Origin of the sequence: Cupriavidus sp. 2SB (assembly GCF_005503625.1) — a bacterium.
Classification (GTDB): domain Bacteria; phylum Pseudomonadota; class Gammaproteobacteria; order Burkholderiales; family Burkholderiaceae; genus Cupriavidus.
Genome location: NZ_SCMX01000030.1, coordinates 48,585 through 74,544, shown reverse-complemented (window position 1 = coordinate 74,544; position 25,960 = coordinate 48,585). Strand labels below are relative to the sequence as shown.

Sequence of the window (25,960 nt, the reverse complement as noted above, 5' to 3'; positions counted from 1 at the left end):
CTCTCCCACTTCGCGGGAGAGGGGAGCAAACCAGCGGCGAAGTCAAACAGGCTCAATCACTCTTGATCCCGTTGTCCTTGATCACCTTGCCCCACTTGGCGTAGTCGTTCTGCATGCGGGTCGTAAGCTGGTCGGCAGGCAGGAATGACGCCACCGTACCGGCGCCCAGCATCTTCTGCTGCACGGTCGCGTCGGCCAGCGCGCCCTTGAGGGCGTCGGAGAGTTTGGCGACGATGTCCTTGGGCGTGCCGGCCGGCACGAGCAGCGCGCCCCACGACGAGGCATCGAAGCCCGGGAAACCCTGTTCGGCCACGGTCTTCACGTCGGGCGTGAACGACACGCGCTTGATCGATCCCACGGCGATCGGACGTAGCTTGCCGGCCTTGATGTGCGGCAGTGCGGCGATCATGTCCGAGAACATCATCGGCACCTGTCCGGCCAGCAGGTCTGAAATCGCCGGCGCGCTGCCCTTGTAAGGAACGTGCTGCACGTCGAAATGGCCCAGGTTCTTGAGCAGTTCCGTCGACAGATGGCCGAAGCTGCCATTGCCCGCGCTCGTGTAGTTCATCTTGCCCGGCTGGGCCTTGGCCCTGGCGATGTACTGCTGCAGGTCGGTCACGTCGGGTAGCGACTGTGGATTGACCACCATGACGATCGGCAACTCGTAGGCGTTACCGACGGGCGTGAAATCCTTGAACACGTCGTAGCCCTTGCGCGGCAGCAGGTGCGGCGCCAGCAGCGTGGGCGTAGCCAGCATGACGAGCGTGTAGCCATCCGGTGCGGACTTGGCAGCGGCATCCGCGCCAATGGTGCCCGACGCGCCGGGACGGTTATCGACGACGATGGTCTGCTTGAGCGTCTCGCCCATCTTCTGGCCGATGATGCGCGCGGCGGTATCGGTCGGGCCGCCTGCCGGGAACGGCACGATCAGCTTGATTGGCTTGTCCGGGTAGCTCGGCTGTGCGAAGGCGGCAATCGGCGCGAACGGCAGCAGCGCAGCCAGCGCGAGCGTGGACAGCGCCAGGCGGCGCGGTTGACGGTGTTGCATGTTGTTTCCTCCATATATGCCGGCGCGATCATCGGGCGCCGGCTGATTCTGTGATCGTTTGTGTGGCGCTCAGAGCTTCATCACACCCGGCTGGAACAGTCGTGCATCCATCTGGCGCAGGTCATCGGCCACGGCCACCGGCGTGGCGCACTGGTCGAGCACACCGCGCTGCAGATCTACGCCAGGTGCGATTTCCACAAGCGTCAGACGCGGCTCGCCAGATGCATCGGCGCGCATCTCGAACACCGCGCGCTCGGTCACGTAGAGCACGGGGATACCGAGCGACGCCACGTAGGGACCGTTGAAACTCAGGTGCGAGACTTCGGGCACGATCTTTTTGACGCGCCCTTCCTTCGTAATCGTCAGCCGGCCATCTTCGGCGCGGATCTCCAGTCCGCCAGCCGTCAGCGTGCCCATGAACACCACGGCCCGAGCGCTCTGCGTGATGTTGATGAAGCCGCCCACTCCAGCGATCAGCGCGCCCTCGCCTTCACCGAACTTGCTGACGTTCACGTTGCCGTGGCCGTCCAACTCGGCCAATCCGAGGATGGCAAGGTCGATGCCGCCGCCTTCGTAGAAGTCGAATTGCGCGGGCTGATCGACCACGGCTTCCGGATAGGCCGATGCGCCAAAGCTCAGTCCGTCCGCAGGCGTGCCGCCGATCGGCCCCGCTTCCACGGTCAACGTGAAACCACCGAGTCCGGCCTGATGCGCCAGCGCGCCCACGGCCGCTGGCATGCCCACGCCGAGGTTCACCACGCGCGGGCTGCGCGCTGCGAGTTCCATCACGGCGCGGCGCTGCACGATGGTGCGGGCGTCGAGCGGTGCCGATGCAGCAGGCAGCAATTCGGCTTCCTTCGCTTTCTCGGCGGCGTCAGCCGCTTCTCCCCGCCACGGGCGGACGTAGGCTTCGTTGTACGCCTCGGCAAAGGTCATCTGGTGATGAGCCGGTTCCTCGCTGACCACGACGTAATCGACGAGGATGCCGGGCACGTGGATGGCCTGCAGCGTCTCGTGATAATCGACCAGCGACTCCACCTGCGCGATCACGATGCCGCCCGAGTTGTGCGCGGCCTGCGCCATCGCCAGCAACTCGTGATGGAACGCCTCGCGATGCGTGCTCAGGTTGCCGCGCGTATCCGACGCCGTGCAGCGGATCAGTGCGCAGTCGATGCGGAAACTCGGATAGAACAGGTATTCGTCGCCACGAAAATTTACGGCCTCGACCCAGTTGGCCGTGCCGGCCGCGATGGCCTCGCGCGCCCGCGCGTTGACGGCGCCGCCGTGATAGCGGGAATCCTGGGCCGTGCGTGGATCGACAAAGGTGTGCAGCCCGATCTTGGTCAGCACGCCGGGCTTGCCGCCGGCAATCGCACGATACAGATGGGTCAGCACACCCTGCGGCAAATTGAAGCCCTCGCACTGCTCGTTCATGGCGAGCGTGGCGAGGCGCGTGGCCGAACGCCAGTGACCGCCCACAATGGCACGGGTCATGCCGGCGTTGCCGAAGTGATTCACCCCGCGCGCACCGCGATCGCCCTGCCCTGCGGAATAGACCAGCGTCAGATCGCGTGGCAAGCCATCGCGCAGAAAGCGCTGCTCCAGCGCCTCGGTCACGCCTTCGGCATGGCCCGCGCCGACAAACCCTGCACTGGCCACGGTCCAGCCGGTCTGGACAAGTGCCGCCGCCTGCGCGGTGGTGATCACCTTCATGCCTGTCTCCTGCATCTTGTCATGTCGTGGTTTCTACCGATCCACGTACTACACACAAATCGCGAACAATTGTTCGGAAAACGCCTATCATACGGATCGCACGGCCAGACGCAAGTCCGGTCTGACCCGCAGACCCCCCCTATTTCACTCATTCGCCCATGCCGCGCAGCCAGGCCACGCCAGCCGACGACACGCCCGAGATTCCAAAAAAGGAAGAACTGCTCGACTCCCTGACCAAGGGCCTGGCCTTGCTGCGGCTTTACGCCAGCGGTGTGGACCGGCTGACGATGCAGGACGTGGCCGAGCAGCTCGACGTGACGCGCGCCGCCGCACGCCGGCTGCTGCTGACGCTGGCGCACAACGGCTATCTGGCACAGGAGGGGCGGCAGTTCGTGCTGACGCCCAGGGTGATGGATCTCGGCTATGCCTATTTTGCGTCGATGAACCTGCCGCAAATCGCGCGCCCTTATTTGCAGGCGCTGTGTGCGGAAGTCAGCGAAAGCTGCTCGATCGGCATGCTCGACCGCGATGCGGTGGTGTTGGTGGCGCGCGAGGAACCCAGCCAGTTGCTGCGCGTGGACATGGCGATCGGCCGGCGCATGCCCGCCTATGCACACTCGCTCGGGCGCGTGCTGCTGGCAGGACTCGACGAGGCCACCCGCAGCGCCTATCTGGCCGATGCCGAGCTTCGCAAGCTGACACCGTTCACCATCGATTCGCACAAAGTGCTGGGCCGAAAGCTGGAACAGGTCGCTGTGGATGGCTACTGCACGCTGATCAGCGAACTGGCCGATGGCTTTGCAGGGGTCTCGGTGCCGCTGCACGACCAGACCGGCAAGGTGGTGGCGGGGCTCGGCATCAGCATGGTGCTGGGCAGCCGTGACAAGGCGTATCTGGAGCAGCATTTCCTGCCGCCGCTGCAAGCTGCGGCACAGAAGATCGAGACAATTCTCAAAGCGCGGTAAACGCTTATCCCGCTTCAGAATGAAAGAGCCCCGCTGGCCGGGGAGGTCGCGGGGCTTGAAGTGGTAGCGGAGCAAGGATCCTGTTGCCCCGCCACAATCTTGATGCATGACACCCGCCACCACATCACCCGATTGTGGGGATCTTTGTGCGCGAACGCACAAGAACGCACCCCCCATGTCGCGGGGACTGCGCACCGTTGTCAGATCAATCGTGCGGCAACGACGAGAAAGCCGAAAAACGCTCCACGGCTGCGGTGTACGCGGCCAACGCCGGATGTTGCGCCGGATCGACGTGACCGGGCAACAGCGCCTGGGTGAACGTCCAGACCACTGCAGCGGTCAACCCTGCCTGATCCACATCGCCTTCCTTGGCGGGCACGGGCAGCGTGGCCACTTCATCCTCCAGCAGCGCAAAGGCGCTGGCACACTGACCATTCACACGCTCCACCCAAGGCTGATGCACCTTCTCGGAGGGACGCAGGTTGTGCTCGTACACGTTCTGCACTGCCTTTTCGCACGCAGCCAGCGCCAGGCCAATGGTCCGCAGCGCGCGTTGCCGATGCGCGATGTCCGCCGGCATCAGGCTGCGACCGGCCAGCGTTTCTGCATAGTCGATGATGAGCGTCGAATCCATCAACACCACGTCGTTGTCGCACACCAATGTGGGCGCCTTGACCACGGGGTTGATCGCGCGAAACTGCTCGAACGTGCGGAACACCGAGACGGATTCGTGCTGGAACGGCAGCCCAAGCAATCGCATCGAGATGGCGGCGCGGCGCACGTAGGGGGAATCGAGCATGCCAATCAGTCTCATGATGTACCTCGGTTGTGGGCAGTGTGGTTCGGAAAGAGTGACGATTATCCTTCACGGTTCGCGATTGCGTGTCGTGCGAGGGTTCTATCGGGGACATCACTTCTTGACCACTTCAATCATTTTTATGATCGAACTAGTCAAATCTAACCGTTTCGCCTACACTGCCGCCCAGGATTGATCGATTCGATCAAATACCTGCCCGAAACAAACAGGCGCCGCCACCCCACGCGGCGGGAGACGAAAAAATGCAGATTCATATCAAGCGCGCCATCGAGCGCGTACCCGGCGGCATGATGATCGTGCCGCTGCTGATTGGCTCGCTGGTGGCGACTTTCGTACCGGACGGCCCGAAGTTCTTCGGATCATTCACCAACGCGCTGTTCACGGGTGCGCTTCCGATTCTGGCGGTGTTCTATGTCTGCATGGGCGCGAGCATCAACATCAAGGCCACGCCGTATATTGTCAAGAAAGGCGGCGTACTGTTTGCCACCAAGGTAGGCACCGCCATGCTGCTGGGCGTGGTCCTGGGCCACTTCCTCGGTGAAGCGCCAATCAGCGCCGGCATGTTCGCCGGCCTCTCCACGCTGGCCGTGGTCGCCGCAATGAACGACACCAACGGTGGCTTGTACATGGCGCTGATGGGCCAGTACGGCAAGCCGGAAGACGTGGGCGCCTACAGCATCATGTCGCTGGAGTCCGGCCCGTTCCTGACGATGGTGACGCTGGGCGTGGCAGGTCTGTCGGCCTTCCCGTGGCCGACGCTGGTCGGCAGCATCCTGCCGCTGATGCTGGGCATGCTGCTTGGCAACCTTGACCGCGAAATGCGCGATTTCCTGAGCAAGGCCGTTCCCGTGATGATCCCGTTCTTCGCGCTGGCACTGGGCGCTGGCCTGGACCTGCACAAGGTGTGGCAAGCCGGCATGCTGGGCCTGGGCCTCGGCGTGGCCGTGGTGGTCATCACCGGCTTCACGCTCTACATTGCCGACCGCCTGAGCGGCGGTACCGGCGTCGCTGGCGTGGCCGCCGCGAGTACGGCAGGCAATGCCGCCGCAGTGCCCACGCTCGTTGCCGCAGCCAATCCGATCTATACCGAAGCCGCCAAGCACGCCACCATACTTGTGGCCGCCTGCGTGGTGGTGACCGCCGTGATGACGCCGCTGGTGACCGCATTCGTGGCACGCCGTGCGGCCAATCGCGAAAACGCCGCGCTGGCCAGGAACGCCGCATGAGCTGGCTGATCATCGCCGACGATCTGTCTGGCGCCGCCGATTGCGCAATCGGATTCGCCGCGCATGGTGCGCGCGCCGTCGTCACGCTCGATACGCCGCCAGCAGGCCGCACACCGTCCGATATCGTCGCGACCGATGTAGACAGCCGGCGCCTGCCGCCCGCCGATGCCGCGGCCCGCAATATCGAAGCGTGGCGTAACGGACAGGCACCGGGCCGGCGCCTGTACAAGAAGATCGACTCCACGTTGCGCGGCAACTGGGCTTCCGAGACAGCTGCACTGCAGCCGATGGCCGGGCTGGCCATTGTCGCTCCGGCCTTCCCGGCCACGGGTCGCACCACGCAGGATGGCCGCATGTTCGTGAAGGGCCAGCCGCTCGAAGACACCGACATCTGGCGTACGGAAGGACTGACCGGGCAGGCGGATATGGTCGCGCTGCTCACGGCCCAAGGCCAGCGCACCGCGTGCGTTTCGCTCCGCACAATCCGCGCTGGCGTGGCCGCCGTGCGGTCGCAACTCGAAACCTGTGTGGCAGAAGGTTACAACGCCGTAGTCGGCGATGCAGAGATCGAGCAGGATCTGGTAACACTCGCTGAAGCGTCGATCGACCTTGGCACGCCCACGTTCTGGGTTGGCTCCGGCGGATTGGCACGCGCGCTGGCGGCGGTCTCCCCGGTGAGCGGCAGTCCGGAATCCACGGCAACGAGCCGACATACCGGCCCGGTGCTGACGCTGGTCGGCAGCATGTCGGGCATCTCGGGCAAGCAGGCCGCCTATCTGTGCGATCAGACCGGCATGACATCGCTGGTGGTGCCGCCACAAGTACTGCGCGATGGCGCAACCCATCACGACTGGACCGCTACGCAACGATCGCTGGCCGAGGTGCTAGGCGCGAATCGCGACCTCCTCGTCAGCATCGGCCGTGACGACGCCTTCGACCCATCGGAAGGTCCAAAATTGTCATCCGCACTGGCGCAACTGGTGTTGCCTCACTTTGCACTGGTCGGCAGCCTGATTGCCACCGGTGGCGAGGCGGCCCGCGCCATGTTGTCCGCCGCAGGCATCGACGCGTTGCGGCTGCAGCGCGAAGCCGAGCCCGGCGTACCGCTATCCGAAACCACAGACACTCCCGCCCGGCGCGTGGCCACCAAGGCCGGCGCGTTTGGCACCGAAGCAGCGCTATGGCTGGCCTGGCAAGCCATGCGCGAAGACTGAATTCGCCCCACAGGAACGGCTACACAATGAGCAACTACATTCCGGTAATCGGCATCACGATGGGTGATGCCACGGGCGTTGGCCCCGAAATCGTCGTCAAGAGCCTGGCCCACGCCAGCGTCTACGCCCAGTGCCGCCCCCTCGTAATCGGCGATGCACGCCGGCTCGAACAGGCGGCAGTACTGGTGAACTCGACGCTGAAGATTCGCGCGATTGCCACGCCCGACGAAGCCCGCTTCGAGTCCGGCACCATCGACTGCATCGACCTGGGCCTGATCCCGGAAGACCTGCCGTTCGGCAAGCTCTCCGCCGTGGCCGGTGACGCCGCGTTCCGCTACATCGAGCGCGCGGTGCAACTGGCGCAGCAGGACAAGATCGACGCGATTTGCACCGCGCCGCTCAACAAGGAAGCCCTGCACGCGGGCGGCCACAAGTTCCCGGGCCATACCGAGATGCTGGCGCACCTGACCGGCACGCCCGAGGTGTCGATGATGCTGGTGGCGCCGCAACTGCGCGTGATCCACGTGACCACGCACATCGGCCTGCTCGACGCCATCCGCAAGATCGAGCCGGGCCTCGTGCAGCGCACGATCGCCCGTGGCGACGAGACGCTCAAGCGCGCCGGCATCCCTGCTCCGCGCATCGGCGTGTGCGGCATCAACCCGCATGCGGGCGAGAACGGCCTGTTCGGCCATGGCGAGGAAGAGCAGAAGATCATTCCCGCCGTGGAAGCACTGCGCGCGCAAGGGCTGGACGTGGAAGGGCCGCTGCCCGCCGACACGCTGTTCTATCGCGCCGGCCGGGGCGACTTCGATCTCGTCGTGGCGATGTATCACGACCAGGGCCACGGCCCGGTCAAGGTGCTGGGCCTGGAGGCCGGCGTCAACATCACCGTGGGCCTGCCGGTGATTCGCACTTCGGTCGATCACGGTACCGCGTTCGACATCGCCGGCAAGGGCATCGCCGACGAACGCAGCCTGCTCGAAGCCCTGCGCCAGGGCGCGGAACTGGCCACCCGCCGGGGCTGAGCACCCCTGCACTGCTGTAAGATCGGGGGTCCTTGCGATCCCCTTTTTCTTTCCCTGCCATGAAAGCCGTCGACCGCCGCCGCGCCATCCTCGAACTCGTGCTTGCAGGCGAGGATGCCAACGTGGAACGCCTGACGGCGAGCCTCGGCGTATCGGAAGCCACGGTACGGCGCGACCTCACCGCGCTCGCCCGTGAAGGCCGCATCGTCCGGACCTATGGCGGCGCTGCGGCGCTGATGCAGGTTGGCGGCCACGAGCCCGAAGCCTCGCTCGAAGAGCGCAAGGCACTGCAGCGCGAACAGAAGGAATCCATCGCCCGCCTGGCCGCGAGCTTTGTGCAGGACGGCGACGCCGTGCTGCTCGACAGCGGCACCACCGCCGCCGCCCTCGCCCGCCTGCTGGCCGCACGCGAAGACCTGCACGTCTACACTACCAACCTGCTGGCTGTCACCGCACTGGCCGGTCTGCCAAAGGTCCGCGTGACCCTGATCGGCGGCGATGTACGCCCATCGAGCATGGGCACCTTCGGCCCGCTCGCCCAGGTGGCGCTGTCGCGCATCAGCGTTGACAAGGCATTCCTCGGCGCCGACGGCGTGGTAGCCGGCGTGGGCCTCTGCGAAGCCAGCGCCGAACAGGCATACCTCAAGGAATGCATCATCCGCCAGGCCGCGGACATCTTCGTACTGGTTGATTCCACCAAACTCGGCCGCGCCCGACAGCAACACTGGACCCCGCTCGAACGCGCCTGGACCCTCGTCACGGACAGCAGTGCCACCCCGGCCCAACTGGAACCGTTCCACGCGTTGAAACAGGTGAAGGTGGCAGTGGCGAGTTGATCCGAGCAAAAGGACAGGACAAAAAAAGGGGCTACGGCGATAACCGTAGCCCCTTCTTTCTGACTGCCTACTGTCTACTACCTACTGCTATAAGTTGGTGGGCCTCCCGTGAGTCGAACACGGCACCAACGGATTATGAGTCCGCTGCTCTAACCAGGCATGAGCTAGAGGCCCATGAAAGGCGTACTGCTTAGTTGCCTTCCAGGAAGCTCTTCAGCTTGTCCGAGCGGCTCGGGTGGCGCAGCTTGCGCAATGCCTTGGCCTCGATCTGACGGATACGCTCGCGCGTGACGTCGAACTGCTTGCCCACTTCTTCCAGCGTGTGGTCCGTGCTCATTTCGATACCGAAACGCATGCGGAGCACCTTGGCTTCGCGCGGCGTCAGGCTGTCGAGCACGTCCTTCACCACGTCGCGCATGGAACCATGCAGCGCCGCTTCGGCGGGGGCCAGCGTGTTCGTATCCTCGATGAAATCGCCGAGATGGGAATCGTCGTCGTCACCGATCGGCGTTTCCATGGAGATCGGTTCCTTCGCGATCTTCATGATCTTGCGGATCTTGTCCTCGGGCATTTCCATCTTTTCGGCCAGCGTTGCCGGATCCGGCTCGTTGCCGGTTTCCTGCAGGATCTGACGCGAAATGCGGTTCATCTTGTTGATCGTTTCGATCATGTGAACCGGAATACGGATCGTACGGGCCTGGTCGGCAATCGAGCGCGTGATGGCCTGGCGAATCCACCACGTGGCGTACGTGGAGAACTTGTAGCCGCGACGGTATTCGAACTTGTCCACAGCCTTCATCAGGCCGATGTTGCCTTCCTGGATCAGATCCAGGAACTGCAGGCCACGGTTCGTGTACTTCTTCGCGATCGAGATCACCAGACGCAGGTTGGCCTCGGTCATTTCGCGCTTGGCTTCACGGGCACGGCGCTCGCCTTCGGACATCTTGCGATTGACGTCCTTCAGTTCCTTGAGCGGCAGCACCACGCGGGCCTGCAGGTCGATCAGCTTCTGCTGCAGTTCGTGCACGGCTGGCACATTGCGCTCGACGATCGTGCTGTAACCCTTGTGGTCGGCCACGATGGTCTGGATCCAGTCCAGGTTCGTCTCGTTGCCGGGGAAACGGGCCACGAAGTCCGAACGCGGCATTCCGCACTTGTCGACCACGATGTTCAGGATCGAACGCTCAAGCTTGCGCACTTCGTCCACCTGGCCACGCAGCGTGTCGCACAGGCGCTCGACGTTACGGGCAGTGAAGCGAATGCCCATCAGCTCGGCCTGGATCGCTTCCTGGGCCTTCACGTACGGCTTCGACTTGTAGCCTTCCTTCTCGAAGGCACGGCGCATCTTGTCGAACTGCTCGGCGATGATGCGGAACTTCTCCAGCGCGGCAACCTTCAGTTCCTCGAGCTGGCGAGCGGACGCGCCTGCGCCAGCGGCACCGTCGTCGTCTTCTTCTTCGTCACCGTCCTCGCCGTCTTCCTCGGACTCCTCGTCTTCCTCGACTGCCGCGGCAGCCTGGGCCGGCGTGGTGTCCTGGACTTCCTCGGCGTTCGGATCGATCAGGCCGTCGACGAATTCGTCGATCTTGATCTCTTCGTTGGCCACGCGCTCGGCGTGGGCCAGGATTTCCGAGATCGTGACCGGGCAGGCGGAAATGGCCATGACCATGTCCTTCAGGCCGGCTTCGATCCGCTTGGCGATTTCGATTTCGCCTTCGCGCGTCAGCAGTTCGACCGTACCCATCTCGCGCATGTACATGCGGACCGGGTCGGTGGTGCGGCCGAATTCGGAATCGACGGTCGAGAGCGCGGCTTCGGCTTCTTCTTCCGCCTCTTCCTCGCTGGTAGCCGACGGAGCGTTGTCGTTCAGCAGCAGCGTCTCGGCGTCCGGCGCCTGTTCGTACACGGCGATGCCGATGTCGTTCAGGGTGGCAACCAGCGTATCGATCGTTTCCGAATCGACCATGTCGTCCGGAAGGTGATCGTTGATTTCGGCGTAGGTCAGGTAACCACGCGACTTGCCCAGCTTGATCAGCGCCTTCAGCTTCTGGCGGCGAACTTCCAGCTCTTCTTCGCTGCCCGCCTGGTTGGACGAGGCAAACTCCTTGAGCAGTGCCTTTTCCTTGGCCTTGCGGTCCTTGGCTTTCTGCTTTTCGGTCTTGGGCGCAGCGGCGGGAGTTGCCGGCGCGTCGTTGTCGTATAACTCTTCAGTCACGTCTTCGCTGGTGCTGTCGTCTTGCTGCATCTCGGCCTTGGGCTTGCGGCCGCGCTTTTTCGGCTCCGGCTTGACGGCCGGGGCGGCGGGCTGCTCAGATGCAACGGATGCGGGAGTTGCGGCACGGGCCTTGGACACGGCAGCCTCCGCTGCGCCTGCCTTGGCGCTGCTGCTCCGGGTGCCGGCCGTCGTTGCCGCACGTTTGCTCTCGACTTCGGTATTCTGCTGTTTCGCCACGGTGATACTCTTACCTTTCACTGGTGCAGCAGCCTGAAGGCCGCTTGTATTGGCGCTCTTGCCGCTCTCGCGTGCCGAAGTCGAGGGCTTGGTATTTTCGGATATGCGATTCCTGACGGAAGCGGTTCCGGCGGGCGCCGAAGCGCTTCGCACGGTTTTTGCTGGCGCAGACCGGGCTGATGTCGTCCTGACTGACGCGGTCGATGTCTTCGCCGCCGTTGTTTTCACGGACGCTTTGCCGCTCCCTGATTGGGGAGCTTTGGAGGGCGCCTTAACGGCTACCCTTTCGGTTGCTTTGGCCTTTGCCATTGGCACGCTCACTTTCGCCAGTACTGGAGAGAAAGATTTCGCAATCCAAACCGGGCATTGTAGCACGTCACCAATCCCCGGCTTCCTGTCAGGTGGGGTTTTCACCTGATAAATCAAGGCTTAAGCGTTTAGACCCCGGATTCTTCGCATAGTTGGGGCCACGTACCGCCGGGCTCAAGCCAAAAAATCGCGCTGCTGTGCTGCCTTAATTTTCCGCGGTCGCGGGACGCCATCCCATCTGGCGCCGGCGCTGCACCTCGCCCGCCAGCCACAGATAGCGTTGCTTCGTCTCGGCATCGGCTGTCCCACTCATCACGGCGGGTTCCAGTGCCTTCTGCTCCCTTTCCAGTGGATCGGCCAGCAGCTTGAAGATGGCGCCTTCGAATTCTAGTGCCGCCGCCTCCACTTCGATATCTTCTTTAAGCACAGCGGCGCGTGCCGTGGCGTAGACATCGGCGTAGGGTGTCTGAGCCAGTTGCTCGCTGAATGCCGCGAAATTCACTTCGCCCTCGATGCCATCGCACGCCGCCACGAGGTGAGCCAACACTTCTGTTTCCGGCCGATGGGGATCGAGCAGCAGCGCGCGGGCATCGCCATCGAGCTGTGCGGCCAGCGCCGGATGGTTCATCAGTAGCTGGATTACTCGCTGCTCCAGCCCGGTTGGCGCCTGACGCCGTGCCCGCGGCCGGGGTTGCGCGAAGCGGCCGACCCGCGACGGATCGCTGCCGAGTCCACAAACCGCCTCGATTTCCGCAGGGGTCGTCCCTGTAGCATCGGCAAGTTCCCGCACGATCTGTAGCCGCAGGCCGCCCGCCGGCATGGCCTGGAGCAGCGGCTTGGCCTCGAACTGCGCCCGCGCCCGACCCTCGGGCTGGCGCATGTCCTGATCCTCGGTGACCACTTGCAGCAAGAAGCGCGACAGCGGCATCGCGTTCTGCACTTCACGCGCGAAGGCGTCGGTGCCCTCTTCGCGGACGTAGCTGTCGGGGTCGTGCTCGGCAGGCAGGAAGAGGAAGCGGATAGTCTTGTTGTCTGCCAGGTGTGGCAGGCACGCTTCAAGTGCACGTCGCGCCGCACGGCGGCCAGCCGCATCACCGTCGAAGGAAAACACCACGGCGTCGGTCTGGCGCAGCAGCTTCTGCACGTGGACCGGGGTACATGCCGTGCCCAGCGTGGCCACGGCATTGGCAAAGCCCAACTGGGCCAGCGCCACCACGTCCATATAGCCTTCCACCACCAGCACGTAGCCATTCTCACGAATCGCGTGACGGGCTTCGAACAGACCATAAAGCTCCGTTCCCTTGCTGAAGAGCGGCGTTTCCGGTGAGTTGAGGTATTTGGGCTCGCCCTGGCCCATTACCCGGCCGCCAAACCCGATCACATTACCCTTGGTATTGCGGATGGGGAACATGATCCGGTCGCGAAACCGGTCGTAACGGCGGGGCTTGCCATCGGCATCCCGCTTGTCCTGGGATTCGATCAGCAGACCGTTCTCGACCAGCGGGCCGGCAATCGCGTCGTCCCGATAGCTGCCGAAGATGGATTCCAACCCCTGCCAGTCGTCCGGTGCGTAGCCGAGGCCGAACTGGGCGGCGATCTCGCCCGTCAGGCCGCGCCCTTTCAGGTACTGGATAGCCTGCGGCGCACCGCGTAGCTGCTTCTTGTAGAAATCCGTGGCGCGCGTCATCGCGTCGCTCAGCGCCACCGAGCGGGCCTGTTGCTCAGCCCGTTGCGCGGGCGGCAGGCTGTTTCGCTCCTCGGGCACGGACAGGCCAACGGATTGCGCCAGTTCGCGCACGGCCTCCGGATAGGAACTCCCCGAGAACTCCATCAGGAAGCCGATGGCCGATCCGTGGGCGCCACAGCCGAAGCAGTGATAGAACTGCTTGGTCGGCGACACCGTGAATGACGGGGATTTCTCGTTGTGAAACGGGCACAGCCCCATGAAATTGGCGCCGCCCTTCTTCAACTGCACGTACTTACCCACCACGTCGATAATATCGACGCGGTTGAGCAGGTCCTGAATGAAGGATTGCGGAATCACCCGGCTGACCGTCCTGATGCCATGGCCTTCCGGGTATGCCGGTGGCCTGTTCTAGTTAATGCGTGACCGGTACGACGCCCGGCCGTGATTCGAATCATTGTAGTGCAGCCGCAACGCCGTGCCGGTCTTTACCGACATCACCCGCCAAGTCCCGTCAACGCGTCGGCATTCTCACGGATCGCAACTGCTAATCATGCTTATCACTGACCTGACGGTCAATCGCTTCAAGGTTACTTCGGGGCCAATGCCGCCTTGACGAGTCCAGACACTGCCGTCATGTCTGCGCGACCGGCCAGACGTGCCTTGACCAGGGCCATCACCTTGCCCATATCCTGCGGGCCAGTGGCGCCGGCTTCCTTCACGGCGTTCTGGACTTCGGTGGCCACTTCGGCCTCCGACAACTGGGCCGGCATGTAGGCCACCAGCACATCCACTTCGGATTTTTCCTTTGCGACCAGATCATCGCGGCCAGCCTGCTCGAACTGGCTGATCGAATCCTTGCGCTGCTTGATCATCTTGTCGATGACGGCCGTGACTGCCGCATCGTCCAGTTCCACACGCTCATCGACTTCGCGTTGCTTGATCGCCGCCAGCAGCAGGCGGATCGTGCCCAGGCGGTCGGTCTCACGGGCACGCATGGCGGCCTTCATGTCATCGTTGATGCGGGCTTTGAGGGACATGGCAATCTTCCGGAAAATATGGAGTGAACAGCGGTCGAGCAGTTTACCTTATCGGGACGCCTCGGCAGCGGCTTCACCGGCGGCCACGGCTGACGCCCAGGCCCACTGGAAGTTATAGCCGCCCAGCCAGCCGGTCACGTCGACCACTTCACCGATGAAGTACAGCCCTGCCACCTCGCGCGCCATCATCGTCGCCGACGACAGTCCGCGCGTATCCACGCCCCCAAGGGTGACCTCGGCCTTCTTGTAGCCTTCCGTACCTGAAGGAAGCAGGCGCCAGCGATTCAACGCTTCGCCCAGTTGGCGCAGCGCGCGGTCAGGCATGTCGGCAATGGATTGGCCTTGGCCGCCGTGCAGGCCCACAGCCTCACACCACGCATCGGCCAGCCGGGATGGAAGGCGCTCGCCAAGCAGGTTGTTCAAGTGCTTCTTACTGTTTTTCTTGTGGCCGATCAGCCATTCTGCAGCATCCTCGCCGTCGAAGAGGTCTACCTCGATGTGCGTGCCGGGACGCCAGTAGCTCGAAATCTGCAGCACGGCCGGACCGGAGAGTCCTCGGTGAGTCCAGAGCAAATCCTCCTTGAACGCGCCGGCTGTCTTGCCGCTGCCCGTGGAGATATCGACTTCCATCGATACCCCAGCCAGTGGCACGAAAGGCTGCCATGCCTGGCCGTCGAACGTCAGCGGCACCAGTGCGGGGCGGGTCTCGATCAACTTGAGTCCAAACTGCTTGGCGATGCGGTAACCGAAGTCCGTCGCGCCGATCTTCGGGATCGACAACCCGCCCGTCGCCACCACCACTGCGCCAGCGCGCACCTCGCCTTGGGTCGTCAACAGCAGGTAATCATCGCCTTCCTTGCGGATTTCCTCGATCGTGCAGCCGGTCTGCCAATGGACGCCACCTGCGTCACACTCGGCGCGCAGCATGCAAATGATGTCCTCGGCGCTATCGTTGCAAAACAACTGCCCGCGATGCTTCTCATGCCAGCCGATGTCGTAGCGACGAATCAGGCCCAGGAAGTCCTGCGGGGTATAGCGCGCCAGCGCGGAACGGCAGAAATGGGGATTCGACGACAGGTAGTTGGCCGGCCCGGCCTGCAGATTCGTGAAATTGCAGCGCCCGCCGCCTGAAATACGGATCTTCTCGGCCAGCCGCGTGGCGTGGTCGATCAGCACCACGCGCGCGCCGCGCTGCCCGGCCACGGCGGCACACATCATGCCGGCCGCGCCCGCGCCCAGCACGGCCACATCGAACCGTTCCTTCCTGCCCTGTGTCATAACGTCCCTTGAAGAAGCCGCGATTGTAGCGAATGGCGGCGGCGCCAGCGCGTCGGGTGCGGGTGTGCTACCCTGCTGGCCTTCCGTTTTTTGCCGGCACAATGGCTGCAGTTGCAGACCAAAACGGGCTGGCGGCACCAGAATCTCCCCATGCTTGTCCTCGGCATCGAATCCTCCTGCGACGAAACCGGGCTGGCCCTCTACGACACCGAGGCCGGACTGCTCTCGCACGCGCTCTACTCGCAGATCGCCATGCACCGCGAGTACGGCGGCGTCGTGCCCGAACTGGCCTCGCGCGACCATATTCGCCGCGTGCTGCCGCTGTTGCAGCAGGTACTGGACGAGGCCGGGCGCAAGCGCGAGGACATCGACGCCATCGCCTTCACGCAAGGCCCCGGTCTTGCCGGTGCGCTGCTGGTGGGCGCCTCGGTCGCCAATGCACTCGGCTTTGCGCTGGGCGTGCCCATGGTGGGCGTCCATCACCTGGAAGGACACCTGCTGTCGCCACTGCTGACCGATGCGCCGCCGCCCTTCCCGTTCGTGGCGCTGCTGGTTTCCGGCGGCCACACCCAGTTGATGGAAGTGAAGGGGATCGGCGACTACGCACTGCTCGGCGAGACGCTCGACGATGCCGCCGGCGAGGCGTTCGACAAGACCGCCAAGCTGCTGGGCCTCGGTTATCCGGGCGGCCCGGAAGTGTCTCGTCTGGCCGAATTCGGCAATCCAGGTTCGTTCGAACTGCCGCGCCCGATGCTCCATTCGGGCAATCTCGATTTCTCGTTCGCAGGGCTCAAGACAGCGGTGCTGACGCAGACCCGCAAGCTGGGCAATGCCTGCGAGCAGGATCGCGCCAACCTGGCGCGCTCGTTTGTCGATGCCATCGTCGATGTGCTGGCCGCCAAGTCGTTCAACGCGCTCAAGCAGACCGGCCACAAGCGATTGGTGGTGGCCGGAGGCGTAGGTGCCAACCGCCAGTTGCGCGAGCGTCTCGACGAGATGGGCCGCCGCCGCAAGGTGGAGGTGTTCTACCCCGACTTGGCCTTCTGCACGGATAACGGCGCGATGATCGCCTTTGCCGGGGCCATGCGCCTGCAGGCGGCGCCGCAACTGGCGCAGCACGAATACAGCTATGGCGTGACGCCGCGCTGGGATCTGGCGGACATCCGGCTGCCGGTCTGAGTTGGTGGCAGCCCTCTAATCTGGCTCTCCGCCCCGGGGCCGGACACATGGCGGTCACATCGCCACCGAACAATTTGCGTTTCCCGCATCACATCCCACAAAGACGAGGAAACGCAGATGGATCGCCGCAAGTTCCTGAAATGGGGCAGTTTCGTTACCGTGACGGTGGCCACTACGGGCCTGGCCGGCTGCGGTGGCGACGACGATAACAACACCCCCGCCCCCACCACGCCGCCGACTACCGAGCCGGGCGCGACCTACAAATTCGATCAGGGCGTGGCCTCCGGCGATCCGAAACCCGACAGCGTGATGCTGTGGACGCGCGTGGCAGGTGCCAGCGCAGGCAAAAGCGTCAGCGTGCGGCTGCAGGTCTCGGCAAACGCCGATTTCAGCACGCTCGTAGTCGACAACACGCTTTCCGCACTGCCTGACTGGGACTACACGTTGCGCAACAAGGTCACGGGCCTGACGGCCGGCACGACCTACTACTACCGCTTCATCGCCGGTAGCCAGACCAGCCCGGTGGGCCGCACCAAGACCGCGCCGGCCGCCGGCACGCCGCTCTCGCAGCTCAAGTTCGCCTTCATAACGTGCCAGGACTGGAGCGTAAATCACTGGGCCGGCATGGAGGAACTGGTCAGCGAGGATCTCGATTTCATCGTCCACATGGGCGACTACATCTACGAGACCGTCGGCGCCGCCTTCCAGACAGGCAAGGTGGAAAGCCGCCATACGCAACTGACGCTGCCGAACGGCACCGCCACCGCCGATGGCACCTACGCCACCACGATCGACGACTACCGCTACCTCTACAAGTCGTATCGCAGCGATGCCCGGCTGCAAGCACTGCACGCGCGCTTTCCGGTGATCGGCATCTGGGACGACCACGAGTTTTCCGACGATTGCTGGCAGGACCACCAGACCTACACGGCCGCCGACGATGCCGACCCACGCACGGCCCGCCGCCGCGCCGCCAGCCAGGCATGGTTCGAATTCATGCCGGCCGATGTCAGCTTCGACCAGGCCGATACGTCGTTCCGCAATATCCAGATCTACCGCTCATTCACGTTCGGTAATCTCGCCACGCTGGTGATGACCGACGAACGCCTCTATCGCGCGGACCACGTGATCCCCGAGCAGGCAGCCGGCAGCAGCATCGGCAGCCGCTACTTCGTGCCGAAGGCCACGTTGGCTGGACTCGAAGCGAGCAAGATCAGCGGCGCGGGTGGTGCGCTGACGCCGGTGTCGATCCTCGGCGATACGCAGCGCGCGTGGTGGCAGCAGCAGATGGCGAGTGCCTCGACGACGTGGAAACTCTGGGGCAACGAGGTCTCGCTGCTGCGCATGCAGATCGATGGTACGCAAGCCATCGCCGCATTGCTCGCCAGCGGCCTGGTGCAGGCGAACAGCGCGCTCGCGCCGCTGCAAACGGGCATGATCGGCGCACTGGTGGCCGACCTGACCACGGCCAAGGGCGATGGCACCTATCCGACGCCGGCCTATGCCTCGCTCAAGGCGTACTTGCTGACCAATGCGGGCATCTCGAACGGCGTGTTCGACGCAGGCATCGCCCCCGTGCTCAACGCCGCCCTGCCCTCGGTGGCGCTACTGGACAAGTACATCCTCAACGCCGATCAGTGGGATGGCTACAACGCCGAGCGCAAGGCCATGATGGCCTTCCTGAAGAACGGCAGCATCAAGAATGTAGTGGCGCTGACTGGCGATATCCACGCGTTCTTCGCCGGCCCGGTGATGGACGACTACGACGCCACCACGCCGGTGCCCGTGATGGTGGATCTTGTCACCGCTGGCCTGTCGAGCAACTCGTTCCAGAGCTACTTCAAGAGCGTGGTGGATAGCGATGCGGCATTCAAAGCTGCCGCGCCGCTGATCTACACGACCGACTCCAGCGGCACGGTCACCAACACCTTCAACAGCACGCTGACGACGTTCAATCCGTGGCTGAAGTATGTGAATACGGACGCGCAGGGGTATGCGGTGGTGACGTTGACGGCGTCGAAATTGAGCTGCAGCTTCCGCAAGCTCAAGCCGCTGGCGAACGGCGTGGCGCCTGCGCTGCCGGCAACGGAGAGTGTGAAGGTGGTGGAGGTTGCGGCAGGGGTGCCTGCGGTGACGGTGGTTTGACCTGCTGATGGCATTCTCCCCTCTCCCGCGTAGCGGGAGAGGGGAGCAAACAAGCAGCGGGCGATCAGTCGACGCGCTTGTCGCGCTCGATCACAGCATAGGCACTGTGATTGTGGATCGACTCGAAGTTCTCGGCTTCCAGCGTGTACGCCACGATGCGCGCATCGGCATTGAGTCGCATCGCAATATCGCGCACGAGGTCCTCGACGAACTTCGGATTTTCGTAGGCGCGCTCCGTCACGAACTTCTCGTCGGGGCGCTTCAGCAGGCCCCACAGTTCGCACGACGCTTCTTCCTCAGCCATGCGTACCAGTGTTTCCACGTCGAGGTCGCCGGCCAGCTCCACCTTCATGGTGATATGCGAGCGCTGGTTGTGTGCGCCGTACTGCGAGATCTTTTTCGAGCACGGGCACAGGCTGGTCACCGGCACCAGTGCGGTCAGGAACAGGCGGGTCTGACCATCGCGTTTCTCGCCGATCAGCGTGACTTCGTAATCGAGCAAAGACTGCACGCCCGAGACCGGCGCGGTCTTGCTGATGAAGTACGGGAACGTGACTTCGATACGGCCGGCGTCGGCTTCCAGGCGCACGAGCATATCGTCGAGCAGCGCGCGGAACGCTGCAAGATCCAGCGGCGCGCGGTTGTCTTCGAGCAATGCCACGAAGCGCGACATGTGTGTGCCTTTCTGGTCAGCCGGCAGGCGTACGTCCAGCGTGAACGTGCCAACCGTGGCCACTGCGCCGGCCGGCGTCTTCAGCGTCAACGGATAGCGCACGCCTTTCACGCCAACGCGCTGGATCACGATCTGGCGGGTATCGACGCTCGATTGCACGTCGGGCATGACAAAGGCGGGATTGATGTCATTCATCTACGGTTTCCTCCAGGACGCCAGCCGGGGCGCGGCAGCCATCCTTACGGTCGCGGCGTTTTTCGCAGGATTAATTCTCCACGCCGCGCAACGAGTGTGAAACGACGGGTCCATGTACATGGTTCATGCACCGGCCCGCAGCTGCGAACACAAAATGGGAACGGCGATTTTACGGGATATCGGCAAGGCTCGCCGCAGGCGTGCGTGATTCCGCGCATTTCGAGCAGCCCATGCCCTGCCCGTGCGGCGCGTTGCCGGTTTGCGGCGCCCAAAACAAAACCGGCGCGGAATTTCCGCGCCGGTTTCAATCTTACTGAGACCGCTCAGGCCATCACGCCACGCGCGAGGTAGCCACCTTGACCGGTTGATCGGCCAGCTTGAAGCGCTCGCGCACCGAGCGCTCGATACCCGCCGCATCCAGGCCGCATTGCGACAGCAGGAATGCGGGATCGCCATGGTCGATGAAGCGGTCGGGCAAGCCCAGCACCAGCGTCGGGATCTCCACGCCGGCCTCGGCCAGCGCTTCGAGCACCGCACTGCCCGCACCGCCCATCGTTGCACCCTCTTCGACGGTCACCAGGAAGTCGTGGTCGGCAGCCAGTTGCTTGACCAGCTCCACATCCAGCGGCTTCACGAAGCGCATGTTCGCCACGGTGGCGTCTAGCGGCTCGGCTGCCGTCAGCGACGGCTGGAGCATCGAACCAAACGCCAGGATCGCCACGCGCTGGCCGGCACGTGCCTGACCCTGGCGGCGAATCTCACCCTTGCCCACCGGCAGCGCCGTGAGTTCAGCCTGCGTGGCCGCGCCCACGCCCGCACCGCGCGGATAGCGCACGGCGGTCGGGCAATCCTGCTGGTAAGCCGTGGTCAGCAGTTGGCGGCACTCGTTCTCGTCAGACGGCGTCATCACCATCATGTTCGGAATGCAGCGCAGGAACGGGATGTCATAAGCGCCCGCATGCGTGGCACCATCGGCGCCCACCAGGCCGGCACGGTCCAGTGCGAACACGACGGGCAAGTTCTGCAATGCCACGTCGTGAATCAGCTGGTCATAGCCGCGCTGCAGGAACGTCGAGTAGATCGCCACGACAGGCTTCAGGCCCTCGCAGGCCAGACCGCCTGCAAACGTCACCGCATGCTGCTCGGCAATGCCCACATCGTAGTAACGATCCGGGAAGCGCTTCTCGAACTCGACCATGCCCGAACCTTCGCGCATGGCCGGCGTCACGGCGATCAGGCGCTTGTCGGCAGCGGCCGTGTCACACAGCCAATCGCCGAAGATCTGCGTGTAGGTCTTGCGCGATGGCTTGGCAGCCGGGCGGATGCCTTCCTCGGGATTGAACTTGCCCGGGCCGTGGTACAGGATCGGGTCGGCCTCTGCCAGCTTGTAACCCTGGCCCTTCTTGGTGACCACGTGCAGGAACTGCGGGCCGTGGCCTTCCAGGGCGCGCTGGCGGATGTTCTGCAGCGTCGGCACCAGCGAGTTGAGGTCGTGGCCATCAATCGGGCCGATGTAGTCGAAGCCGAATTCCTCGAACAGCGTGGCCGGTACGACCATGCCCTTGGCATGCTCTTCCAGACGCTTGGCGAATTCGAGCACGGGGGGCGCAACGGACAGCACCTTTTCGATGCCCTTCTTCGTGGCCGCGTAGAACTGGCCAGACAAGAGTCGCGCCAGATGCTTGTTCAGCATGCCCACCGGTGGCGAGATCGACATGTCGTTGTCGTTCAGCACCACCAGCAGCGGCAGGTCCTTGTAGACGCCCGCGTTGTTCATGGCCTCGAAAGCCATGCCGGCGGTCATCGCGCCATCGCCGATCACCGCGATGCCAACGCGCTTCTCGCCCTGCGTTCGGGCGCCGAGCGCCATGCCGAGCGCGGCCGAGATCGAAGTGGACGAGTGTGCGGTGCCGAAGGTGTCGTACTCGCTTTCGGCGCGGCGCGGGAAGCCCGAGATGCCACCGTACTGGCGCAGCGTCGACATGCGGTCGCGACGGCCGGTCAGGATCTTGTGGGGGTAGCTCTGGTGACCCACGTCCCAGACCACGCGGTCACTGGGCGTGTCGAAGACGTAATGCAGCGCAATGGTCAGTTCCACCGTGCCGAGGTTCGACGACAGGTGGCCGCCGGTCTGCGAGACCGATTCGAGCACGTAGGCGCGCAGTTCGTCGGCCAGCGTCTCGAGTTGGCGCCGGTCCAGGCGGCGCAGGTCTGCGGGGTCGTCGATGTTGTTGAGCAGCGTGTAGGTCATTTGTGTCCGTTCGGCCGCCGGATTCTGTTTGTCCGGCTTGTCAGTTCAGTTTGAGCGCAGCACGATCAGGTCGGCCAATTCGGCCAGCCGGCCGGCGCGTGCGCCGAATCCCGCCAACGCCTCGTGGGCGTCGGTGCGCAGCTGGGAGGCCAGCTCGCGTGCGGCATCCAGACCAAGCAGCGACACATAGGTCGGCTTGTCATTGGCGGCATCCTTGCCGGCAGTCTTGCCGAGCGTGGCCGTATCGGCAGTGACGTCGAGAATATCGTCTACCACCTGGAACGCCAATCCCACGGCTGCCGAGTAACGATCCAGCGCTGCCAGGCCGTCCGGATCGATGCTTCCGCACAACGCGCCCATGCGCACGCTGGCACGCAGCAGCGCACCGGTCTTCATGCGATGCATGCCTTCCAGCGCGTCGCGGCTCATCGCCAGACCCACGTTCTGCAGGTCGATGGCCTGGCCACCGCACATGCCCACGGAGCCCGATGCGTGCGCCAGTTCGGCCACCAGCTTCAGGCGCGCCTCGGCGCCCAGCGCCGGCGTCTGGGCCAGCACGATGAAAGCCTGCGTCTGCAAGGCATCGCCCACCAGCAGCGCCGTGGCTTCGTCGTAGGCCTTGTGGACCGTGGGACGGCCGCGGCGCAGGTCGTCGTCGTCCATGCATGGCATGTCGTCGTGGACCAGCGAGTAGGCGTGGATCATCTCCACGGCGCAGGCCGCAGCGTCACAAGCCTCGGGGGATGCCCCCGCCACTTCGCCAGCCGCATGCACCAGCAGCGGGCGAACCCGCTTGCCACCGCCGAGGACAGCATAGCGCATGGCTTCATGGAGGGTGTGTGGAATTGTGTCCCTGGACGGCAGTGCTGCGTCCAGGGCGGCCTCGGTCCGGGCGCCCTGCGCCCGCATCCAGGTTGCAAAATCGCTCATTCGAAGTCTGCGCCGTTGCTGTTGTTATCGGTACGTGACTCGGCTGCCAGGGGTTTCAGCGCGTCACCTTCCAGAACCTTGACCTGTTGGGCCACCCGCTCCAGGCTGTGCTGGCAATAGCGCACGAGTTCGGCGCCACGACGGTATGCCGTCAGTGAGGCCTCCAGGGGGAGTTCGCCGCTTTCCATGCTGGCCACCAGCGTTTCCAGCTCGGCCATGGCGGCCTCATAGGAAGCCGGCGGCACGCTTGCGGCCACCGGCTCGTCTGCCTCTTGAGGCTGCGCCGGGGCTGTGGTCGTTCTTGGCATGTCAGGCCTTGATCAGGGTAATTCGCGATTTTACGCCAAACCGTGGGCAGGCCGCAGAACAGACTGATCCATATTGCAGACAGCCCCGTGCGGATAGCGCACATATCAATCGCTTGTGACACGGGCGTGACCGCCATGTGACGTGTGCGCCCGGGTCGTCATTCCGAATGCGCCCGAAAGGGCACCTCCATGACGACCCGGGTCGACTTTTTCGCTAAAAAGGCCAAATAATCAGGCCCTTAACTTTTTGGGTCGGGTACAATCCCCGGCTCGTCAGCGAGTTCGCCCCCGTTGCGTTTTCCACGCATTCTCCAGTCTTGCAGATTGGGGAACCGGACCGGTTTCTGCTCGTCTGACACGGTTTCCCAAATCGATTCATATTTCGATGGTTGGGTTGTTCACTGCTTTCGCCTGTTCATAGGGAGTGGGGATAATGTCCAATCTCAGCACCGCGCTCAAACTTGCGCCGGCTGATTCGCAGTTGCCCGTGGATGTCTATTTCGACGAGGCGCTGCATCAACAAGAACTCGAACTGCTGTTCAAGAAGGGTCCCGGCTACGTCGGCCACGAACTGATGGTGCCGGAATCCGGCGACTTCCAGACGCTGGCCGCCGAGGACGAGGGACGCATGCTGGTGCGCAACCCGGACGGCATCGAACTGCTGTCCAACGTCTGCCGCCATCGCCAGGCCATCATGATGAACGGCCGCGGGAATGCGAAGAACATCGTCTGCCCGCTCCACCGCTGGACCTACGACCTCAAGGGTGACCTGTTGGGCGCGCCGCATTTCGCCGAGCAACCCTGCGTCCACCTGAACCGTTCGCCGCTCCAGAACTGGAACGGCATGCTGTTCGAGGGCGAGCGCGATGTGCGGGCGGACCTCGCGCGCATGGGGGTGGCCGAAGACCTGAACTTCGAAGGCTACATGCTCGACCACGTGGAAGTTCACGAGTGCGACTACAACTGGAAGACCTTTATCGAGGTCTATCTGGAGGACTACCACGTCGTACCGTTCCACCCAGGCCTTGGCAGTTTCGTGTCGTGCGACGATCTCAAGTGGGAGTTCGGCGAATGGCACAGCGTCCAGACCGTGGGCCTGCACGCGGGCCTGAAGCGTCCGGGCAGCATGACCTATCAGAAGTGGCACGAGGAAGTGTTGCGCTTCAACAACGGCAAGCTGCCCAAGCATGGCGCGATCTGGCTGACCTATTACCCCAACATCATGGTGGAGTGGTATCCGAACGTGCTCTGCATCTCGACGCTGCACCCGCTCGGGCCGCGCAAGACGCGCAATGTGGTGGAGTTTTACTACCCCGAGGAAATCGTGCTGTTCGAGCGCGAGTTCGTAGAGGCTGAGCGCGCCGCCTATATGGAGACGTGCATCGAGGACGACGAGATTGCCGAGCGCATGGACGCCGGCCGCCTCGCACTCATGAAGCGCGGCGTCAGCGAGACCGGACCTTACCAGTCGCCAATGGAAGACGGCATGCAGCATTTCCACGAGTGGTATCGCCGCGCCATGGACTATCAGAAGCGCTAGGCGCCACTGTGGTAACCCCGAAACGGACCGTGAAAACGGTCCGTTTTGCTTTGGAGCCGACCTCTTCCGACTGTTACAATCGCCATTCGCAATCGTTGCCGATACAACGAATTTCCCGCCCGGCGCCATGCCATGCGGCTTCAACCCGCTTCACCCGTTACCGCCCCTCGCCATGCAATCGCTCTGGATGCTGTTCGCCGCCTTCGCTTTCTCGTTGATGGGGGTGGGCGTCAAGCTGGCGTCGGACTACTACACCACGGGCGAGATCGTCTTCTACCGTAGCCTGATCGGCGTGACGATCATGTGGATCATGCTGCGCTCGCAAGGCATATCGGTACGTACGCCCCACATGGTCACGCACATCAAGCGCAGCCTGTTCGGCGTGACCGCGCTGCTGCTCTGGTTCACCTCGATCACGATGCTGCCGCTGGCCACGGCGATGACGCTGAACTACATGTCGCCGGTCTGGATCGCGCTGATCATCGGTGCTGGGGCGGCGCTGGCTGGCACGGGCCGAACCGCCGACAAGAAACTGATCGGCGCCATCCTGATGTCGTTCGGCGGTGTGATCTGCCTGTTGCAGCCTTCCGTCGTCGGCCACAACCAGCTCGCGGGCGGCATGATCGGCTTGATCTCGGGCGTGTTCACGGCGCTGGCGTATGTGGAAGTGCGCCAGCTCGGCCAGCTCGGCGAGCCCGAAGGCCGGATCGTGTTTTATTTCTCGGCGGTCGGGCTGGCCTGCGGTCTGGTCTGGATGTTGTATTCGGGGGTCAGTCCGATGACCTGGCGCGGCGCCGGCATGCTGCTGGCGATCGGCATTCTTGCCACGCTGGGCCAGACATCGATGACGCGCGCCTACAAGCGCGGCAATACGCTGCTGACCGCAAACCTGCAATACGCAGGCATCGTGTTCTCCAGCCTCTGGGGCATCCTCGTCTGGAACGACAAGCTTAACTGGGTGTCGTGGCTGGGGATGGCGCTGATTGTCGGCAGTGGCATCGCCACCACGCTGACACGGGCGCGCGATACGGACGAGCATCCCACGCCGGCCACGCCGGTGAAGTCCCCGGAAGCCGAGGTCCACCCCGAGGTTTGATCCCTGAGCGGTGTAGCATTGACGGCGATTCGC

General features: G+C 63.8%; 21 protein-coding genes and 1 tRNA gene. 10 read left to right on the top strand and 12 right to left on the bottom strand.

Features of this window, described 5'->3' with window-relative positions; genetic code table 11:
• Positions 1-52 precede the first annotated feature (52 nt).
• Positions 53-1,048 (bottom strand): Bug family tripartite tricarboxylate transporter substrate binding protein, encoded by a 996-nt coding sequence (locus FFS21_RS15950; protein WP_137925765.1) that lies wholly within the window; start codon positions 1,046-1,048, stop codon positions 53-55.
• Positions 1,049-1,117: 69 nt separating this feature from the next.
• Positions 1,118-2,761 (bottom strand): acyl CoA:acetate/3-ketoacid CoA transferase, encoded by a 1,644-nt coding sequence (locus tag FFS21_RS15945; protein WP_137925764.1) that lies wholly within the window; start codon positions 2,759-2,761, stop codon positions 1,118-1,120.
• A 158-nt stretch (positions 2,762-2,919) separates the two neighbouring features.
• On the opposite strand from FFS21_RS15945, the gene FFS21_RS15940 reads away from it, so the two are divergent.
• On the top strand, positions 2,920-3,726 hold the full coding sequence (locus FFS21_RS15940; protein ID WP_137925763.1) for an IclR family transcriptional regulator domain-containing protein: 807 nt from the start codon (positions 2,920-2,922) through the stop codon (positions 3,724-3,726).
• 205 nt (positions 3,727-3,931) lie between these two features.
• On the opposite strand, the gene FFS21_RS15935 is transcribed toward FFS21_RS15940, so the two are convergent.
• Positions 3,932-4,540 carry a glutathione S-transferase family protein gene (locus FFS21_RS15935; RefSeq protein ID WP_137925762.1) on the bottom strand — a complete coding sequence of 203 codons (609 nt, stop codon included), beginning with the start codon at positions 4,538-4,540 and terminating at the stop codon, positions 3,932-3,934.
• 245 nt (positions 4,541-4,785) lie between these two features.
• Here FFS21_RS15935 and FFS21_RS15930 point away from each other — a divergent pair, with 245 nt between their 5' ends.
• The 4 genes from FFS21_RS15930 to FFS21_RS15915 are packed head-to-tail and all read left to right on the top strand — an operon-like array spanning position 4,786 to position 8,847.
• Positions 4,786-5,769 carry a 2-keto-3-deoxygluconate permease gene (locus FFS21_RS15930; protein ID WP_137925761.1) on the top strand — a complete coding sequence of 328 codons (984 nt, stop codon included), beginning with the start codon at positions 4,786-4,788 and terminating at the stop codon, positions 5,767-5,769.
• Positions 5,766-6,983, top strand: coding sequence for a four-carbon acid sugar kinase family protein (locus tag FFS21_RS15925; protein WP_137925760.1), 1,218 nt, complete (start codon positions 5,766-5,768; stop codon positions 6,981-6,983). The genes FFS21_RS15930 and FFS21_RS15925 overlap by 4 nt, the downstream gene beginning before the upstream one ends.
• 26 nt (positions 6,984-7,009) lie before the next feature.
• Positions 7,010-8,011: a 4-hydroxythreonine-4-phosphate dehydrogenase PdxA gene (pdxA, locus tag FFS21_RS15920; protein WP_137925759.1), complete on the top strand. Its 1,002-nt coding sequence runs from the start codon at positions 7,010-7,012 to the stop codon at positions 8,009-8,011.
• Between the two features lie 59 nt (positions 8,012-8,070).
• Positions 8,071-8,847 (top strand): DeoR/GlpR family DNA-binding transcription regulator, encoded by a 777-nt coding sequence (locus FFS21_RS15915; protein WP_137925758.1) that lies wholly within the window; start codon positions 8,071-8,073, stop codon positions 8,845-8,847.
• Between the two features lie 95 nt (positions 8,848-8,942).
• On the opposite strand, the gene FFS21_RS15910 is transcribed toward FFS21_RS15915, so the two are convergent.
• Positions 8,943-9,021, bottom strand: a tRNA-Ile gene (locus tag FFS21_RS15910).
• A gap of 16 nt (positions 9,022-9,037) precedes the next feature.
• Positions 9,038-11,320, bottom strand: coding sequence for an RNA polymerase sigma factor RpoD (gene rpoD, locus FFS21_RS15905; RefSeq protein WP_137925757.1), 2,283 nt, complete (start codon positions 11,318-11,320; stop codon positions 9,038-9,040).
• A 28-nt stretch (positions 11,321-11,348) separates the two neighbouring features.
• Here rpoD and FFS21_RS15900 point away from each other — a divergent pair, with 28 nt between their 5' ends.
• Positions 11,349-11,717 (top strand): hypothetical protein, encoded by a 369-nt coding sequence (locus FFS21_RS15900; RefSeq protein ID WP_137925756.1) that lies wholly within the window; start codon positions 11,349-11,351, stop codon positions 11,715-11,717.
• Positions 11,718-11,813: 96 nt separating this feature from the next.
• Here the strand turns inward: FFS21_RS15900 and dnaG are convergent, their stop codons facing one another.
• The 3 genes from dnaG to FFS21_RS15885 form a co-directional block, all read right to left on the bottom strand.
• Positions 11,814-13,652 carry a DNA primase gene (gene dnaG, locus FFS21_RS15895; protein WP_137925755.1) on the bottom strand — a complete coding sequence of 613 codons (1,839 nt, stop codon included), beginning with the start codon at positions 13,650-13,652 and terminating at the stop codon, positions 11,814-11,816.
• Positions 13,653-13,882: 230 nt separating this feature from the next.
• Positions 13,883-14,332: a GatB/YqeY domain-containing protein gene (locus FFS21_RS15890; RefSeq protein WP_137925754.1), complete on the bottom strand. Its 450-nt coding sequence runs from the start codon at positions 14,330-14,332 to the stop codon at positions 13,883-13,885.
• A 48-nt stretch (positions 14,333-14,380) separates the two neighbouring features.
• A complete protein-coding gene (locus FFS21_RS15885) occupies positions 14,381-15,610 on the bottom strand; it encodes a BaiN/RdsA family NAD(P)/FAD-dependent oxidoreductase (protein WP_137925753.1) in 1,230 nt (409 codons plus the stop codon).
• 150 nt (positions 15,611-15,760) lie between these two features.
• Here FFS21_RS15885 and tsaD point away from each other — a divergent pair, with 150 nt between their 5' ends.
• Together tsaD and FFS21_RS15875 are read left to right on the top strand one after the other, a co-directional pair.
• Entirely contained in the window at positions 15,761-16,789 is a 1,029-nt protein-coding gene (tsaD, locus tag FFS21_RS15880) for a tRNA (adenosine(37)-N6)-threonylcarbamoyltransferase complex transferase subunit TsaD (protein ID WP_137925752.1), read from the top strand.
• A 117-nt stretch (positions 16,790-16,906) separates the two neighbouring features.
• Positions 16,907-18,934 carry an alkaline phosphatase D family protein gene (locus FFS21_RS15875; protein WP_137925751.1) on the top strand — a complete coding sequence of 676 codons (2,028 nt, stop codon included), beginning with the start codon at positions 16,907-16,909 and terminating at the stop codon, positions 18,932-18,934.
• Positions 18,935-18,998: 64 nt separating this feature from the next.
• Here the strand turns inward: FFS21_RS15875 and folE2 are convergent, their stop codons facing one another.
• From folE2 to FFS21_RS15855, 4 genes are all read right to left on the bottom strand, one after another.
• The gene (folE2, locus tag FFS21_RS15870) at positions 18,999-19,802 is read right to left on the bottom strand and encodes a GTP cyclohydrolase FolE2 (protein ID WP_137925750.1); all 804 of its coding nucleotides are present in this window, start codon (positions 19,800-19,802) and stop codon (positions 18,999-19,001) included.
• A gap of 331 nt (positions 19,803-20,133) precedes the next feature.
• Positions 20,134-22,053, bottom strand: a complete 1,920-nt coding sequence (gene dxs / locus FFS21_RS15865) for a 1-deoxy-D-xylulose-5-phosphate synthase (protein WP_137925749.1) — start codon at positions 22,051-22,053, stop codon at positions 20,134-20,136.
• A gap of 45 nt (positions 22,054-22,098) precedes the next feature.
• Entirely contained in the window at positions 22,099-22,983 is an 885-nt protein-coding gene (locus FFS21_RS15860; protein ID WP_137925748.1) for a polyprenyl synthetase family protein, read from the bottom strand.
• Positions 22,980-23,291 carry an exodeoxyribonuclease VII small subunit gene (locus tag FFS21_RS15855; protein ID WP_137925747.1) on the bottom strand — a complete coding sequence of 104 codons (312 nt, stop codon included), beginning with the start codon at positions 23,289-23,291 and terminating at the stop codon, positions 22,980-22,982. Before FFS21_RS15855 ends, FFS21_RS15860 begins: the two co-directional genes overlap by 4 nt.
• Before the next feature lie 433 nt (positions 23,292-23,724).
• On the opposite strand from FFS21_RS15855, the gene FFS21_RS15850 reads away from it, so the two are divergent.
• Both FFS21_RS15850 and FFS21_RS15845 read left to right on the top strand, forming a co-directional pair.
• Positions 23,725-24,831 (top strand): aromatic ring-hydroxylating oxygenase subunit alpha, encoded by a 1,107-nt coding sequence (locus tag FFS21_RS15850; RefSeq protein ID WP_137925746.1) that lies wholly within the window; start codon positions 23,725-23,727, stop codon positions 24,829-24,831.
• A 172-nt stretch (positions 24,832-25,003) separates the two neighbouring features.
• Positions 25,004-25,927, top strand: a complete 924-nt coding sequence (locus tag FFS21_RS15845) for a DMT family transporter (protein ID WP_137925745.1) — start codon at positions 25,004-25,006, stop codon at positions 25,925-25,927.
• Positions 25,928-25,960 lie beyond the last annotated feature (33 nt).